17 protein-coding genes and 2 riboswitches are annotated in these 16,526 nt (G+C 36.9%); of the genes, 10 read left to right on the forward strand and 7 right to left on the reverse strand.

Going from position 1 to position 16,526, the window contains the following annotated elements:
- Positions 1-261: hypothetical protein (locus H7K77_RS21140; protein ID WP_222599479.1), on the forward strand; the 261-nt coding region annotated here is incomplete at its 5' end.
- Between the two features lie 140 nt (positions 262-401).
- Here the strand turns inward: H7K77_RS21140 and H7K77_RS20335 are convergent.
- From H7K77_RS20335 to pxpB, 3 genes are read right to left on the reverse strand one after another with little or no spacing between them, the layout of a single operon-like run.
- Positions 402-1,151 (reverse strand): 5-oxoprolinase subunit PxpA, encoded by a 750-nt coding sequence (locus tag H7K77_RS20335; RefSeq protein ID WP_186580764.1) that lies wholly within the window; start codon positions 1,149-1,151, stop codon positions 402-404.
- Positions 1,138-2,118 (reverse strand): 5-oxoprolinase subunit C family protein, encoded by a 981-nt coding sequence (locus H7K77_RS20340; protein WP_186580765.1) that lies wholly within the window; start codon positions 2,116-2,118, stop codon positions 1,138-1,140. The genes H7K77_RS20335 and H7K77_RS20340 overlap by 14 nt, the downstream gene beginning before the upstream one ends.
- The gene (gene pxpB, locus H7K77_RS20345) at positions 2,109-2,807 is read right to left on the reverse strand and encodes a 5-oxoprolinase subunit PxpB (RefSeq protein ID WP_186580768.1); all 699 of its coding nucleotides are present in this window, start codon (positions 2,805-2,807) and stop codon (positions 2,109-2,111) included. The genes H7K77_RS20340 and pxpB overlap by 10 nt, the downstream gene beginning before the upstream one ends.
- A 171-nt stretch (positions 2,808-2,978) precedes the next feature.
- Between pxpB and H7K77_RS20350 the strand changes: the two genes are divergently transcribed.
- Complete coding sequence (locus H7K77_RS20350; protein WP_186580770.1) at positions 2,979-4,115, forward strand: hypothetical protein; 1,137 nt, start codon at positions 2,979-2,981, stop codon at positions 4,113-4,115.
- A 5-nt stretch (positions 4,116-4,120) separates the two neighbouring features.
- Here H7K77_RS20350 and H7K77_RS20355 read toward each other — a convergent pair whose 3' ends face one another.
- On the reverse strand, positions 4,121-5,188 hold the full coding sequence (locus H7K77_RS20355; RefSeq protein ID WP_186580971.1) for an aromatic acid exporter family protein: 1,068 nt from the start codon (positions 5,186-5,188) through the stop codon (positions 4,121-4,123).
- A gap of 338 nt (positions 5,189-5,526) precedes the next feature.
- Between H7K77_RS20355 and H7K77_RS20360 the strand changes: the two genes are divergently transcribed.
- Both H7K77_RS20360 and H7K77_RS20365 read left to right on the forward strand, forming a co-directional pair.
- Positions 5,527-5,970 (forward strand): IDEAL domain-containing protein, encoded by a 444-nt coding sequence (locus H7K77_RS20360; RefSeq protein WP_186580772.1) that lies wholly within the window; start codon positions 5,527-5,529, stop codon positions 5,968-5,970.
- Between the two features lie 224 nt (positions 5,971-6,194).
- A complete protein-coding gene (locus H7K77_RS20365) occupies positions 6,195-7,187 on the forward strand; it encodes a Gfo/Idh/MocA family protein (protein WP_186580774.1) in 993 nt (330 codons plus the stop codon).
- Between the two features lie 414 nt (positions 7,188-7,601).
- Here the strand turns inward: H7K77_RS20365 and H7K77_RS20370 are convergent, their stop codons facing one another.
- Both H7K77_RS20370 and H7K77_RS20375 read right to left on the reverse strand, forming a co-directional pair.
- Positions 7,602-9,635, reverse strand: a complete 2,034-nt coding sequence (locus H7K77_RS20370) for a penicillin-binding transpeptidase domain-containing protein (RefSeq protein WP_186580775.1) — start codon at positions 9,633-9,635, stop codon at positions 7,602-7,604.
- Between the two features lie 154 nt (positions 9,636-9,789).
- Complete coding sequence (locus tag H7K77_RS20375) at positions 9,790-10,389, reverse strand: class D sortase (protein WP_186580777.1); 600 nt, start codon at positions 10,387-10,389, stop codon at positions 9,790-9,792.
- Between the two features lie 216 nt (positions 10,390-10,605).
- Positions 10,606-10,690: riboswitch (cyclic di-GMP riboswitch) on the forward strand.
- Positions 10,691-10,712: 22 nt separating this feature from the next.
- Between H7K77_RS20375 and H7K77_RS20380 the strand changes: the two genes are divergently transcribed.
- The 5 genes from H7K77_RS20380 (at position 10,713) to H7K77_RS20400 (ending at position 14,468) form a co-directional block, all read left to right on the forward strand.
- A complete protein-coding gene (locus H7K77_RS20380; protein ID WP_186580779.1) occupies positions 10,713-10,850 on the forward strand; it encodes an anti-repressor SinI family protein in 138 nt (45 codons plus the stop codon).
- Between the two features lie 78 nt (positions 10,851-10,928).
- Positions 10,929-11,261 carry a helix-turn-helix domain-containing protein gene (locus H7K77_RS20385; RefSeq protein WP_186580973.1) on the forward strand — a complete coding sequence of 111 codons (333 nt, stop codon included), beginning with the start codon at positions 10,929-10,931 and terminating at the stop codon, positions 11,259-11,261.
- 195 nt (positions 11,262-11,456) lie between these two features.
- Positions 11,457-11,536: riboswitch (cyclic di-GMP riboswitch) on the forward strand.
- A gap of 209 nt (positions 11,537-11,745) precedes the next feature.
- Positions 11,746-13,437: a methyl-accepting chemotaxis protein gene (locus tag H7K77_RS20390; RefSeq protein WP_186580781.1), complete on the forward strand. Its 1,692-nt coding sequence runs from the start codon at positions 11,746-11,748 to the stop codon at positions 13,435-13,437.
- Between the two features lie 295 nt (positions 13,438-13,732).
- Positions 13,733-14,239 (forward strand): VanZ family protein, encoded by a 507-nt coding sequence (locus H7K77_RS20395; RefSeq protein WP_186580783.1) that lies wholly within the window; start codon positions 13,733-13,735, stop codon positions 14,237-14,239.
- A 76-nt stretch (positions 14,240-14,315) separates the two neighbouring features.
- Complete coding sequence (locus tag H7K77_RS20400; protein WP_186580785.1) at positions 14,316-14,468, forward strand: hypothetical protein; 153 nt, start codon at positions 14,316-14,318, stop codon at positions 14,466-14,468.
- 119 nt (positions 14,469-14,587) lie between these two features.
- On the opposite strand, the gene H7K77_RS20405 is transcribed toward H7K77_RS20400, so the two are convergent.
- A complete protein-coding gene (locus tag H7K77_RS20405; protein ID WP_186580787.1) occupies positions 14,588-15,223 on the reverse strand; it encodes a YigZ family protein in 636 nt (211 codons plus the stop codon).
- 167 nt (positions 15,224-15,390) lie between these two features.
- On the opposite strand from H7K77_RS20405, the gene H7K77_RS20410 reads away from it, so the two are divergent.
- Positions 15,391-16,521 carry a sensor histidine kinase gene (locus tag H7K77_RS20410; protein WP_328701183.1) on the forward strand — a complete coding sequence of 377 codons (1,131 nt, stop codon included), beginning with the start codon at positions 15,391-15,393 and terminating at the stop codon, positions 16,519-16,521.
- The last annotated feature ends 5 nt before the right edge of the window (positions 16,522-16,526 follow it).

Below are 16,526 nucleotides of genomic sequence, written 5' to 3' on the forward strand. Positions count from 1 at the left end.
TATTTCGAGAAGAAAGGAAATAACTGCACTAATCAATCTCAATCGTTGCGCTATTTCGAGAAGAAAGGAAATAACTGCACTAATCAATCTCAATCGTTGCGCTATTTCGAGAAGAAAGGAAATAACTGTACTAATCAACCACAATTGTTGTTGCGCTATTTCGAGAAGAAAGGAACATATCTGTCTATCTTAAAAGAGGTAAATCACCACCAGCCTTTGGTGTCTGGTGGTGAAAGCCGTGTACTCGAAAGGAGATCGTAAACCCATTAGATCTTGTGTACACATTATTACAATATGTTGGTGTTATTTTTCTGAATCAACACTTGTCATTAGTGCGTTGAAAATGATGAGATTGTCTATCAGCCATTGACTAGATAGATTCATTTTTTATTAGGACAAGGTTATCCTAGTGTAATGCTATATCTATCAAAAGCTTGTCGTAATTGTTTTACGAAGGTCAGCGCATGAGGGCTATCCCCATGAACACATATAGTATCTGCCTGAATGGCTATACGTGAACCATCTATAGCAGTTACACTACCTTCTGTAATCATTTGAATCACTTGGTTAATTGCTTGTTTTTCATCGTTTATAACTGCTCCATTTTCAGAACGAGGAGTTAGTGTACCATCTGCTTGATAGGTTCGATCCGCAAACACTTCCTCCGCCACTTGTAATCCTACAGCCTTTCCAGCATCAATTAACTTACTCTTAGAAAGACCAACGAGAATGAGGGTTTTGTCGAGATCAGCTACAGCATTTGCAATTGCGCTAGCAATGGATTCCTTTTTACATGCCATATTATATAACGCACCATGGGCTTTAACATGGTGGAGGTTTCCTCGATTGGATCTGACGAAGCCTTGAAGCGCACCGACTTGGTAAATTGTTAGTTCATATGCCTCGTCTGGACTTATATCGATCATTCTTCTACCAAAACCGTTTAAATCAGGTAACCCTGGATGGGCACCAATCTTAACGTTGTGTGCAATAGCTTGCTTTACTGTTTTGTTCATTGTGGAAGGATCGCCTGCATGGAATCCACATGCGATATTAACTGATGATACATAAGGAATAATTGCTTGATCATTTCCAATTGTATAATTACCAAAGCCTTCACCCATATCACAATTTAAATCAACAGTAAGCATTTTCCCACTCCTTCCATTTGGATGCTATGGCTACCTTTAACCGGGAAATAGTATTTTCTGTAATCTTTAATTCGGTTAGTGCTTCTTCGATACTAGATTTTTGGAAGTGAAAGGCTTGGGTTGGTCTTAATTGACTTAGTTTCGGTAAATCAGCTTGAATTACTTGGCCAATTTTAGGGTAGCCGCCAGTCGGTTGCCGATCAGCCATTAGCACGATGGGTTGTCCGTTTGGTGGTACTTGTATCGTACCAAAAGCGGTCGCTTCTGTAATTAACTCTTTCTGATCGTTAACTAGTAGCTCAGCCCCTATTAGCCGGTAACCCATTCGGTTAGACTTAGTAGAAATTTTCCATTGCTTTGATGTAAAATTATCTAATGATTGAGAGCTGAATGACTTATATTGTTTCCCTTCCAAAAAACGAATGATCGGCTTTTCCGACCGTAAGTAAGCAAATAAAGTGGAGTCAAGCTGCCACGGAATGCGACCGACATAACTATACGATTTTTTAATGGGGATAAAATCACCAGTTTGCAGTTTTCTTCCATTGTATCCACCAACCTGAGCAGTTAAGGAAGTACTCTTACTGTTTAACACTTCAGGTATATCCAAGCCACCTTTAACAGCTAGGTAGCTATAAAGTCCTGACTTGGAGGTGCGTAATTGCAACGTTTGGCCAGTTTTGACAGCTAAAGGCTTTCCGAGTGAAACAGGTACATCATCGATTCTAGGAGACATATCTGCGCCGGTAAGGGCAATAATCATATCAGATTCAAAGCTGATCGAGGGACCTAAAAAGCTCATCTCAAGAACAGCTTCATTTTGATCATTTCCTAGAATGATATTAGCAAGTCGCATTGCTAGTTGATCCATTGGGCCGTTTACAGAAAAGCCAAGGGATTGGTAGCCTTTGCGACCTAGATCTTGAACAGTTGTTAATAATCCTTCTTCAATCATTCTTAGACCCATTGGTTTTCCTCCCATTGTTCGAACTCATCCTTTGAAATGGCATAGAAAGATAAGTTATCCCCTGGTTGTAAGAGAGTTGGGGGATTTTTTTCTATTTGTAGTAGTGACTTGGGAGTACGACCGATGATTTGCCAACCACCCGGTGAATCACTTGGATAAATTCCTGTTTGGTTACCAGCAATTCCTACTGAACCAGCATTAATTTTGATTCTTGGATTTGATTTTCTCGGGGTTGCCAGCTTTGGATTTAACCCACCTAGAAAAGGAAACCCTGGGGAGAAGCCAAGAAAATAGACATGATATATGATTTCTGTATGGTACTTCACAACTTGTTTTACAGTTAAATTATTAGTCCTTGCTACCTCTTCTATATCTGGTGCATATGCTAAATCGTAACACACTGGAATATTAATCGTGTTAGCAGAGGTATCATCCAATGGTAGATTGTCTAGATAGTTTTCGATCCATGAACAGATTTTAGTAAAGGATTGGCTTTCCCCTATAATAGGGTCGTAATAAACGGTGAGCGTCGTATATGCAGGAACAGCTTCAATAAAACCATGAAAAGGCTGGTCCTTCAGTACTTTGGCTAACTGTAGTATTTTCTTATTGGTCTCTCTATTTATTGTTTTTCCAAAGTCAATCATTACTGCGCCTTCATGTAATGGGAAATATGTGACATCTTTCATGGATACACCTCTTTAATATCTTTGTTTTATTTTAACGTATTAGGGAAAAAATCTTAAATGAAATGAAAACAAGGTATATTCTCGGTCTATTTTGGTTATCTTTTAAATAAGATGTATTAAGAGATTACTAGATTAGTGCGGAAGGTTTCGAAATAGTTTAGGAGGGGAACAATGAGAAGCAAGTTGTTAATTGTATGGGTGGTATCCATTAGTTTTCTTGTAGTCGCTTGTGGTAGTAATAATCCTTTTTCTGATAAATATGGTTTTCTCTATCAGGAGGACAATCATTTAAGTCTTGTAAAATTGGAAGGGGATAATCGAAAAGTAAGCGGAACATATCAAACCTTTGACTTGGTAGAGGAAGGACTAGTAAAAACAAACCGAGAATTTTCAGGAAGTCTTTCGAATAATAAGCTTGAACGTATCAATATCGGGTTAGCGAAAAGTGGAACGGTCAATGGAGAGCAAATCACCTTACATTTAACTGATGGAAAGGATCAGGCTTTTAAACTCGTAAGTAAAGAAGAGTTTGAAGCGGCTCTAAAAGATTTAGAAAGTAAGGAAATGGCAGTTAAGGCTGCTAGTGTACAAGTATCGGCAGCGAATGTAGAAAAGGCTGTACCAGATGATACTAAAACGAAAAATGAGCAAGAAGTTGAGCGTGGCCAAACAACAGTTGGAATGGAACAACTCGTAAAATTAACAAATAACATTGGCAAAGTAAAAAAAGAAATCATTAATACAATTGAAGAAAAGGGATGGTATGATTCTGGTCAACCATCAAAACAAGCTTTTGCGGAAGTTGTCAAACCGATAGCAGCAGAGTACTTTTCGGAAACCTTTATAACGGAGCATATAGTTGGTCAAATGGATGCCTTCTTTTGTTATTGTGATGCACCAGGTCCACTTCATGGTTCCATGATGCCCGATGTGTTAGCTAATGTAAATCAAGAAGGAGATACTGCTACTTTTCAGGCTTATCGCCCGGCTAATGATATGTATTCCGGAACGAAGCTAGATGTAACAGTTGTTAAAGAAGAGGATAAATGGAAAATTGACCAGTTAACACCACTATTTGGTTCGCATGAAAAGTCCTTTTCTCTCACTAGTGAACAGGTGAAAGCATATTATGAGTATCGTGGAATAGAACTTGAGTTGGTTAAAACAATAAAGGAAGAGGAAGCTATTTACATTTTCCGAAATAAACATAATGGATCAATGCTAGCGGTACAATCACAAGATTATTATACTGCTGAGGGGAAAGAGTGGATTGAGCAGCTGTACGGTGAGATAGGTACTAAAAAATAACGATACTACTGGCTCGCTAAACCAACAGCATCGTTGTTTTCTTCCTCTACTAACAGTTTTTCAACTAAATTATAGATCGACAGCAATTCATATAAAATGATGATTTCTGGACTAAAGAAACTTATTTTCGCTGGGTCATGTTGTATATTAGCTTGTCGCTTACTTTCCCAAAATTGATCCATTAATGACTTCACCTGCTTCTGGTGTTCTTCGATAGTGAAATGCTCAGGGTATTTCATTGCATCAGCAAGTCTATGAACCATATCAATTAATTTACTACATTCGTTATTGTCCCATGAGACATGGTCAAGTGGAGTGTTAATTAGATTGCCGATATGATAATGGATGAGTCTAAGCGCGGTAAGTTTCTCGTGTTCCTCCTCAAAAACTTTACGTGCTTGCGCGTCGAATCGATGATATTTGGATTCATCTTTTTGAAACCGAAGTAGCATTTCGGTATTATCTAACTTTTTCTTTAGTTGGCTGAAGGTTTGTTTAATTAATTGTTGATTACTATGTTCATCTTTATTGCCCATAATAATTTCTTTTGTAAGAACTTCAAGTTCCTCTCCAGTTGCTTTTAATAAAGAATGAATGTTTGTAAGGATTGTTTTGGAATAGTTCGGTGGTAATACAAACATATTGACAAGTGTAGAAACTAGCAAGCCAATTGTTGTCGTCCCAAGTCTTATGAAAAAGGAAAAAAATAAGTTACTGTGAATCACTTCGATCATGGCAACCGATGTTAAGGTAGCGACTAGCAAGCCGGCATGTAGTCGTAGTTTGAAACAAGTTATAATCGTAAATAATGCGGCTAACGTATAGGTGATTGGGGAATTCCCAAAAAAGTAAATAAAAATAACAGCGTAAGCAGAACCAATTGCTGAAGCAGGGAAACGAACAATTCCTTTTTTAATGGAATCTGCAACGGTTGGCTCAATCGTTACAATCGCCGTAATGACCGCAAATACAGCAGGCCAATTCAGTAATTGACAAAATAACGAGGTTAAAAAAACAGCCAATCCCGTTTTGACGACTCTACTTCCAATAAATTTAAACCGAAACCTTTTCATCATAGTGTCCACCTTCGAATCATGCTTTGCTTTTCAAGTATAACGAAATAAAGAAACAAAAAACAATGTCTTTTAGGTATTTTGTCGGAAAACAACATATTTTATAATTATTAAACAGTTAAGTAGTTTACTGATGTAAACGCTATCACCATTTGTTATAATGATATGACAAGGGGAAGTGATTTTTCATTATTTAGAAAAAATATTAAAAAGTTGTTAACTTTATAGGAAGTCCTGTCATATACTAAATTAAAACAATCGTTGTTAACCTTTACTAGACAGGTTTCTCTTAGTTCAGCTTCATTGTTGTTGGTGATATTCTACAAGGGGGTGTCGGGATGCTTTCTGTTAAAATGTTAAAACCTTATTACGTAAAAGAAGAAGAAGAAGCGATTCGAGTCGTATTAGCGTATCAATATTTCTCCTTATCATTAGACGATAAAGTATATCAATTTGTACCTTTAGAGTCTCGAGAAATTCGTATCAACAGAAAGACGCAAAAGGTGGAAAACGAACAGGATGTATTTGTATTTCAAAAAGGCAAAGAATACAGTCGTGTTGCATTATCTGAACTGTTGAAATTAAGTGATTTTGTCAATCATCTAGATTCCATCGTTCATCCTTATTTAAATGGCGACAAAACTCCATTAAAAGATGAAAAAGTAGACCAAGTGATCATTGAACTTGAAAAAGAAAATATAAAAAGACTAATTGACCATGCATTAGAGGAAAGAAATTATTCTAAATTCATGGACTATACAGAAATTCTAAACAAAATGTAATGGCGTTAGATGTTAGTAAGCTGTCATGCAAAGCAGCAGAAGCCAGGAGGTTTCTGCTGCTTTGCATGACTATGCTTGTGAATAGAGGTTATGAGTAGCTACACTTTCAGTTGTGAGAGAAGCTGTCTAACGCAGGGTAGAGGGAAATCGCTGTCCATGCAAAGTAAATTACTGTAATATGAAACTGTGAAAACGATAACAATGTTGAAGGTGGCTAGTAAACTATGACAAATGTTAAATTTGGTGTGCTAAGTACAGCAAAAATCGGGCTAGAACAGGTAATCCCTGCAATTAAACGATCAGAGTATGCAGAAGTGCTTGCAATTGCAAGTCGTGATGATAAGTCCATAAAAATTGCAGAAGAGATGGCAATTCCTAAAGCGTACACTAGTTATGAAGAATTGTTAGATGATCCAGAGATTGATGCAGTCTATATCCCGTTACCGAATAACCTACATAAACATTGGGTAATTGAAGCTGCTAAAAAAGGTAAACACGTACTCTGTGAAAAACCGGCTACATTGAATAGTGAGGAGCTTGCTGAAATTTTTGAAGTATGTGAAAAATATGGCGTTACATTCATGGAAGCCTTCATGTACCAATTCCATCCACAACATGATAAAGTCAAAGAATTAATAATGAGTGGTGAAATCGGTGATGTTAGCTTCATGCGTTCTAGTTTTTCCTTTTTACTAGACGATTTAACCAATATCCGTATGGTTAAAGAGTTGGGTGGTGGTTCATTATATGATGTGGGTTGTTACACCTTACATTCGATTCGAAACATTATCGGGCAAGAACCAACAAAAGTATATGCAAGCGCCAAATTACAGCCTGAAACAGGTGTTGATACGACCGTGGCAGGTGTGATGTCTTTTGCGAATGGGGTAGAAGCATCATTTGATTGCAGTTTCGATTCCACTAGTCGTCAAACCTATGAGGTTGTTGGTAGCAATGGAACAATTGAAGTGCTAGGTGCGTTCAGACCCGATCAGAATGAGGACGGAAAGGGAATTATCCGTGTGAAAAAGGATGGAGAAGTAAGTGAGCAAAAAGTAGAGAGTGATCAATACAAAGAGCAAGTTGATAACTTCGCAAATGCTATACTTAATCAAACAGAACCACGCTACACCAAGGACGATATGATGAAGCAAATGAAATTGTTAGAAGCATGCTTACAGTCAATTGACAGTGGTGAAAGCGTGAAGCTGCTGTAAAATGTGAATATATTGATTGTAGTACCGGGTTTCCTTTAAGGGGGAGCTCGGTATTTTTTGATTTAATTCATATGCGTCGTTGGCGAGTTGGAATGCGTTAAATTTTGAAGGAAATGCGCCGGGTGCGTGTTAGAATGCGTTGTATTTAGATTATATGCGTCAGTTTAACATGGGAATGCGTCGTTCTACTCAAATGCGTTACTTTTTGGAATAAATGCGTCAAATTACAGGGGGGAATGCGTCAACTCCACAGAAGATACTGCACGCGACTTGGAATGCGTCAAATTATGAAATAAATGAGTCAACTCACTGGTGAAATGCGTCACCCCACAGAATAAATGCGTCCTCCCCAAACACACATGATTATAAAAAAAGTACCAGCCAGGATCTCTCCCAACCGGCACTTCATTAAAATTATCTTATTTTTTCATAAATATCTGCCATTTTCTCCACGACATAGGCGCTGCCGTGTGGTTTATCTTCGACGTGCTCTACCATCATCGAGATTAAGATATCTTCTTGGCTAGGATAGCTTACGAACCATCCATTTTCTTGACCATTTTCTTCGTCCTGGGATGCTTTTAACTCAGCTGTTCCGGTTTTACCAGAGATTTCAATGCCACTGATGTTAGCTCCGCGTCCAGTACCTTTTGGATCGGTAACTACTTTTCGAAGGGCATCCTTTATGACTGCGATATTTTCTGAGCTAATCAGATCATCTTTCCAAACTTGTGATGTTTCTTCTGTGATTTCCAATGTTGGTTTGATCATACTACCATCATTTAGGAAGGGAGTATAACTAACTGCCAGATGGAGGATGTTCATTTGCATTTCTCCCTGACCATATCCAGTGTCAGCTAGTAACGTTTTGCGATCTAGCTCTCCTGATGATGATAGTGTACTTTGTTCAAGTGGATAGGTAAACGGAAATTCTTCATTGAATCCAAAGTCCTTCAATCCTTTAGCTAACGTTTCTCCACCCATTTCAACGGCTTGCTTTGCGAAATAAATATTGTCGGAACGAATGAGTGCATCTGTTAGATCAACTGGCCCATTTGACTCGGATACACGACGAACACTGTAACCGTCCACTTTCCATGTTAATCCTTCAATTTCGATTCCTTCGTTAGGCTTGATACTACCATTTTTCAATCCTATTGCCGCTGTGATCGGTTTAATGGTTGAACCGGGTGCAAAGGTTGCAGCAAAACGATTAATTAACGGTTGTTTTTCATCATCTTGCAGTGCATCCCAATCTTCTTGGTTAATGCCGTACGTTAATTGATTTGGATCAAAAGCGGGACTACTAACTAAAGCTAGTGTTTCACCAGTTTTAGGGTGAATAGCGGATGCAGTTCCAGCATCACCATTAAATGACTCATAAATTGTTTTTTGTAACTCTGCATCAATGGTTAGTGTAATATTTTCCCCATGCTGAACTTCAGTTTCAGCAAGTGTTACAGGCTCTTCATCTTCTTTTTCCACTACTATTTTAAGCCCCTTATGTCCTTTTAAACGATCTTCAAAAAGTTCTTCCAGACCACGTATGCCGATCATGTCATTCGCAGAGTATCTCGTTTGGTCTAACTTTTCAAGACGTTCTGCCGTCATTTTACCGATGTAACCTACCATATGTGCGGTTGCTTTCCCATACGGATAAAGTCTACCGGTTGTATTTTGATATGTTAATGGTCCTATGTCTTCATTCAATTTAGCTGCTTCTGCTTCGGTTAGGGAAGGCATTACTTTTAGTGGAACAAAATAATTTGGTTTTACCCATGAAGCGTTCATCGCCTTATCAATTGCTTCCACATCCATATCTAACACTTCCGCAATTTGTTGCTTTTCTTTCTCTGGATCCTCTGCAAATTGTTCAGGAACAACACCCAGTTCATAAACGACAGCATTTACGGCTAATCCATTATGATTACGATCATAGATTTCACCACGTGTTGGCTGTGTAGATTGGAAGGTGATTTCTCCACCATTTTTAATTTCTGGGAAAATTAAACCTGGATTCCATTCAACAAACCAATTTTTCTCTTCTTTTTCTTTATCTATTACTTCTTGGACTAAACGGATATTGTAGTCAAATGTTATCGGACCTGCTACAGTATCCATCGAAACGGTGATCGGAAAAGAAGCACTTGTTGCTTCTTCCTCTTCCTTGCTTTCTTTTTCCTTTTGTTCTGGAATTTCATAATCGATTTTTAAATTACTCACTTCTAAATCTTCATAAATCTTTTGATACCGATCTATGTATTCTTCTGTCGGATAGTGCTCTTTTGTAGAAGCCGAGACCATCTGATACATCTCAGAGAACTTTTCCTCATTCCAATTACTGACATACTCCTTTAAACGGTCTTCGGGTTTTACTTCCTCTTTTGAACAGGAAGCTAAAATTGTGACGAGTATTAGTAAAGATAGCAATTTTATTAACTTTTGCAATGCTTTTACCTCCCTTTTATAAACACTTCATACTTACCATATTATACAATTAATAGTGGTCATATGTTAAAAAATGGTTCCCCTTTAATAGAAAATAATCAAAAGGAGCATTGGTATGACACCAACACTCCATCTATTTTTTTTGTATCTTTAATTATGATTTCTCTTCTACAACTGGTTTAGCGTAAATAATGTATCGTTCTGGTGCATTTCCAACATAAGAAAACGGATAGCATGTTGTTATGACTAATTCTTCATTTGGTGCAGTAGATTTTATGATAGAAGTATCATCAGCATCTACAATTTTATGATCGACCATTTCGTAGGTAAAATCTCCATATGGAAGTTTGACAACGAAAGTGTCACCAACCTTCACATCACCTAACTTTCGAAATACAGTATCTCGGTGTCCTGAAAGAACAATTTGATCTTGTTGCATTGGGTAGGCGGAACCTTTATAGTGTCCGACTCCTTTTTCTAAATCATCAGGGTCTGTTCCTTCTACAATAGGAAGTTCTGCATCAATAGCTGGAATCTCAAGAATTCCTACAGTATCGCCCATTCCTGGGAAAAATGTTTCGGGACTTTCCTTACTAGCTTGGTCTGAATCACTATTAGCACTATCCTTACTAAGCAATTCTTTTGCTTCATCTAACGCATTCTTCTCTGCTGCTATCGTTTTTATATACTGATAGCCACCGATACTCAACAAAACGACGCCAGCAATGATAAATAAAACCGCTAACTTTTTCATGCAACACGCTCCCACAACAATAATATTTCGATAATTCCATTATACTAATTTTACTAGACTGATGCACCTTTATTAAGAATTTATTCAAAAATTTATTTATTGTAAATTTATTAAATGTTATTTAGTATAATTTTCCAAAAATAGAATCGTTTCGACAAAACAAGTCATTAACATGTTAGAAGTAAAGGTTTAAAATAAAGTTAATAAATATTGCTTCTTAAGCAAAGGCAAACTTATTGAAAAATAGGGGCGCAAAGTAACAGGTCTAAGGCGATAAGGCTAAGGCGGCTGTACTATCTGAAAGGGGTTAGGGAGGAAATCTTATGACAAAACTACTACATAAGAGCCTTTTAGACGACGAATGGGTAACCATGTTAGAAGAAGCAAAAGCGATAGGGCTCACGATTGAGGAAATTAGACTTTTTTTGCAAGGAAATGATAACAGAAAACTTGCACATTAATTGTTCAATCCGCATTCTTTTTATAGAACGTTTACTATTCTATATGGTATAATGGCGATGGAAAGAAGGTGGATGGTCTTGATCGGTGAGAAAATAAAGCAACTACGGAAAGAAAAGCGCATGTCTTTATCAGAATTGGCTGAACAAGCAGGTGTAGCTAAATCTTACTTAAGTTCTATTGAACGGAACCTACAATCGAACCCATCTATTCAATTCATTGAAAAGATTGGCAAAGTACTAAACGTCTCTGTCAATGAACTCTTGATGAGTGAGAGCGATCAAGAACTAAGAAGCCAGCTGGATGAAGATTGGTTGAAACTCGCACAAGAGGCCATGAACTCAGGCGTGTCAAAACAACAATTCAAAGAATTTTTGGAATTTAATCGTTGGAGACAAAAACAGGATAGCTAAAAAAAATAAAACCAGTAAGGTTCACTAGAGCTTTACTGGTTTTTTTCGTGAACATTTTTATAAACCTAGATTATACGTAATTGGTAAAAATCATCAAGTAGTAAACGATTACTGAAATTTAAATTTTACAAAAAATTCAAAACCCCTTCTCACAAACGAAAAAATGTAGTACTATCCTAATGGTAAATATATCCCATACATATTAGGCAAACTTTCCGAAAGGTCAGGACGCAAAGCTAAAGGGGCTCTAATAGAGGTGCCAGCCAGTTGCTTTATTATTAAAAAGTTTCTATATAATAAGTTATAGGAATTTTTCTTCGTCTTAACTTAGAATTCTTTTTAACGATAGGATAGTGAAGACTTGGTTGGAACTAGGTAGTACCTATAGAGATTCGTTATAGGGATACCTAGTTTGTTTTTTGTGACGAGCTAACCCTTATGTGAAATAGGTTGATTGGGATAAAAAAAGAGGGAGACAGCCAGCATGAAATTTACTATCAAGCAAAAACTTATCGGTAGTTTTGTTATTGTTTCACTTATATTCGGTATTGCATCATTCCTGTCCTATACCAGTATGAAGGATACGAATGAAACCTATGATTATTTAATTGATACAGTTGCAGAATTAAGGTCCATTTCTCAATCGATTGAAATGGAAAATGCTAAACAAGTTGGGTTTTACCGAGCGTTTATGTTATATGAGGATGAAACTTATTTACAGAAGTTAAATCAGTCTAGTGAAAATATAAAAGGTTTAATTGAACAAGGTAGAAAATTATCTACTTTAGAAGAAACAGTCGAACGCTTAGATGAAATACTGTATTCAAATCAGGATTTCAATAAAGCGGCAAATGAGATTGCTAATTCTGTATCTCTAGATAAACAAGCCGCATTAGATAGAGGAATAAAGGAAATTGTACCATTAACGAATAGTTTAGATATTGAGACAAAATCTTTCCAGAAATGGTTGACTACGGATATTTTAGAAAAGAAGAAAGAAGAAACGGATAAACTTTCAAAAGCAAGCTTATTTACAGTATTAATTGTTAGCATAGTCGCAGCCTTAATCGCAATAGCTAGTGGATTCGTTATTTCTGTCTTTATCTCGCGTCCGATTGTGAAGCTTGGCAATTTAGCGAAGCAAGTGGCGGCGGGAGACTTACGTGTAGAGAAGTTGAAACTGAAAAGTAAAGATGAAGTCTATTATTTAAATGAATCCTTCCAACAGATGACCAAAAATCTAAGAGAGATGATCGGTGGAATAGCAGATAACTCTGACCAAGTCGCAGCATCTGCGGAGCAATTAAATGCAAGTTCAGGGCAATCAAGCAAGGCTGCAGAAATAGTTGCTTCATCCATTCAAGAAGTGGCAAGCAGTGCAGAAGAAAGTACATCTAAATTAGAATCAAACTCAAAAGCTTTACAAGAAATCCAGCAAGGAATCACGATGATCTCAAGTAATTCAGCGCGAGTATCTGAGTTATCTAAGGAAACTACTAAGGAAGCTGAAGAAGGCGATCAATTCGTTAATGACAATTTAAAACAAATGCGATTTATTCGTGAATCGGTTCAACGTTCCAACGAGGTGATTGGAACCCTTTCTGATCGTTCCAATGAGATTGGTAACATCTTAAATGTTATTAATGATATCGCTGAACAAACAAACCTACTTGCATTAAACGCAGCGATTGAAGCTGCTCGTGCTGGTGAACATGGGAAAGGATTTGCGGTTGTTGCAGATGAAGTTCGTAAATTAGCAGAACAATCTCAGGATTCAACCAAATCTATTGCTAAACTAGTAGCTGATATTCAAAAGGATACTAGTGAGTCTGTGTCGATGATGAGTGAAGTGATGAAAAACGCAGAAAATGGTGTACAAGTTTCCGAACAAACATCAGACAAATTTAGTAGAATCCTAAGTGGAACAAAAGATATTGCACCTAAAATTGAAGAAGTAACAGCAACTGTTCAGCAAATTTTGGCGAGCATCGAGGAAGTATCAACATCTGCAAAAGAAGTAGCAGAGCTATCTCAAACGAATGCAGCAAATTCTGAAGAAGTAGCAGCATCTACAGAAGAACAACTAGCTTCCATGCAAGAAATCAGTGCATCCTCTGATGCCCTAGCTTCTATGGCGGAAGATTTAAAGACTATTGTTAACCGATTTAAGTATTGATATATGTGTAAGGAGTAGTATCTATTAGGATACTGCTCTTTTCTTTTGCCTGGAGTGTTTGATTAGATGGGGGATGCTGAGTTTGACGCAAATATTTATTATCTGGCGCATTAAATGATTAGATTGACTCATATCTCAGCGAGACTGACGCATTTGATGGCTGAGGTGACGCATTCTATTAGTGGATCGACGCATATTCAAAATTTGTAGCTTGAAACTTTCACCTATCGACAAATAATCAGTTTGTAATAGTATAATAGTTAAATCACAGATATTTTATTAATAGGAGGAAACTATGAAAAAGTGGCTATATTGGATCTTTCCACTCAGTTGGATGGGAGTTATATTTTATTCTTCTGCCCAACCTTATCAAAAGCAGGATATTAAACCATTCCTCTCCGATAATATCGATCTTTCTTTTTTAGAGCCATTGATACAGACGATTGTATTTAGTTATCATCAGCAAGAAGTTAGTGTTGCGAATTTAGGTATAAATGGATTTGTCGAATTTTTCGTCCGTAAGGGAGCACATGTAACAGTATTTTTATTGTTATTTCTGCTTTTTTATTTGGCAATAATAAAGACAACCAACTTAAGTGTAGGGAAAACGATAGGTACTGCATTCTTTGCTTCTGTTTTATATGCGAGTTTTGATGAAATTCACCAAGGATTCACACCGAATCGAACTCCGTATATTGGTGATGTAATATTGGACAGTGTTGGGGCAATACTTGGAATTGGATTATTATTAATCGGGATTGCGTGTTACAAGCGATCAAAACCAAGGAAAGAAGCTCGATAGGTGTTGCTTGTAACCAGAGAAAAGCTATCCTCATATGATGATAGTGGTCTAACAGTTTAGGCGATGGGGTGATATGGTGACAGAGCAGGATTTGTACAAAAATATCCTAAGCAAAGTAATCAATCAGACTGAGCAACTACAATTTAAAAATACACGAGAGATCGTACAGCATTTAGTAGACGAATTACATGATAACCAGTTACCTAGTAATAGGGAATATCTTAACTAAAGAGAAAGAGGTTGATCAAAATAAATTTGGTCAACCTCATTTGTAATATTAAGAGATTGGTGCTTTTGATTTAAGTGTCGAGTTTTTTCATTTCCTGGGAAATATTTTGTCATATGACATTATTCCACATCTATTTCCAGATATTTCGTGCCACCTTCATTTATTTCTGCCTGATCACTAGTTAAGTCAACGATCCAATTACAAAAGGCTTCTTCTTCCCCTTCAATAACAAAAACTTTTAAATGTACCTTTTCTAAATAGTCGATATTTTCTAAAATATAAGTGGCATTTCGTAATTCGTTTTCTACTTTTCCAAGTAATGTGTAATCTACGGAGACGATAAATTCTTTCATAAGCTGTCGTTTAACGACACCAGTTGTATTAATTGCTAGAGAAGTTGTACTTGAATAGGCACGAATCAGTCCACCAGCTCCAAGCTTTATACCACCGAAATATCTGGTAATAACAATAGCAGTATCTTTCAACTCTTGTTTTTTTAGTACTTCCAATATCGGGACACCAGCCGTTCCGCTAGGCTCACCATCATCATTAGCCTTTTGAATGTGATCGTGTTCTCCTATCATATATGCTGAACAATTATGTGTGGCATCACGATGCTTTTTCTTTATGTCATTAATAAAAGCCTGTGCCTCTTCCTCAGATTCCACTCGTTTTACATAACCGATAAATCTTGATTTTTGAATGATTTGTTCATCAGAACCTGCTTTTTTAACTGTAAAATACTGATTTAACATAGTGAGACTAACCTCCTATTCTTCATTATATAGAGTACCATTATGTGCAGCAAATGTATTATAATAAGACTATTATAGTAGAATAAATATGATTACCCCCTTAACGGCAAAAGATAATGCGAATTTCTGTAAATATAGTGTGGATGGGTGGCGGAATTTTGAAAAAAATGATGAATGATCAAACACTAGACTTCATCATCGACGAAATGATTGATGCAGTTGAAAATAGTAAAGACGAAATTTTTCATATAGGAGAAGATTCTCGTCAAGAATATGAGAAGTTATTAGAAGAACTAGAAGCGATAAAGGTCCAGGTTGTTGATGTTATTGAAGATGGTGATGAAATAGAGAGGAAAACAAAACTCTCTCGTACAAGATTATTAGAAGTGAATAAAAATTTCAGGAAATACTCTGAAGATGAGATTCGTGCCGTATATGATCAGACGCATAAGCTGCAAACGGAATTAACGATGAAGCGTGAAAAGGAACATACGCTTCGTGACAAAAGGGATGACATTCAGAGAAGACTGCAAAATCTTGAACAGACTGTCGAGCGAGCAGAGGGGCTTGTCGGAAAGATTTCTGTTGTGCTAAATTATTTAAATGAAGATTTTAAACAGGTTACAGAATTAATTCATGATGCGGAAGAGAAGCAAGAATTTGGCTTGAAAATAATTGAGGCGCAAGAAGAGGAAAGAAGAAGATTATCGAGAGAAATGCATGATGGTCCAGCGCAAATGCTTGCAAATATTTTGTTGCGTTCGGAGATAGTTGATCGGACATTCCGAGAGCGAAGTGTTGATGAAGCGATTGAAGAAATGAAAAGTATGCGATCAATGGTTCGATCATCTTTATATGAAGTAAGAAGAATTATTTATGATTTAAGGCCAATGGCTTTGGATGACCTTGGACTAGTCCCAACTATAAGGAAATACTTAACAACTATTGAAGAATATAACCATAACCAATTTGAAATTAAGTTTGAACCTTTTGGGAAAGAAGGGCGTCTAAATAGTAAGTATGAAGTGGCATTATTCCGTCTTATTCAGGAGTCTGTTCAAAATGCAGTCAAGCATGCAGAGCCTAAAAACATTGTCGTGAAAATGGAAACGTGTAAAAACTTTGTGACTGCTTCGATTCAAGATGATGGAAAGGGATTTGATATATCCAATAAGAAAGATAAGTCTTTTGGCATACTTGGCATGCGCGAACGCCTCGAAATATTGGATGGGAAACTAACGATTGACTCAAAAGAAGGGGTGGGTACTAAAGTGCTTATCCAAGTTCCGTTAAATTAATTCAA

The sequence above is a fragment of the Aquibacillus kalidii genome, from assembly GCF_014280935.1.
Taxonomy (GTDB): domain Bacteria; phylum Bacillota; class Bacilli; order Bacillales; family Amphibacillaceae; genus Aquibacillus_D; species Aquibacillus_D kalidii.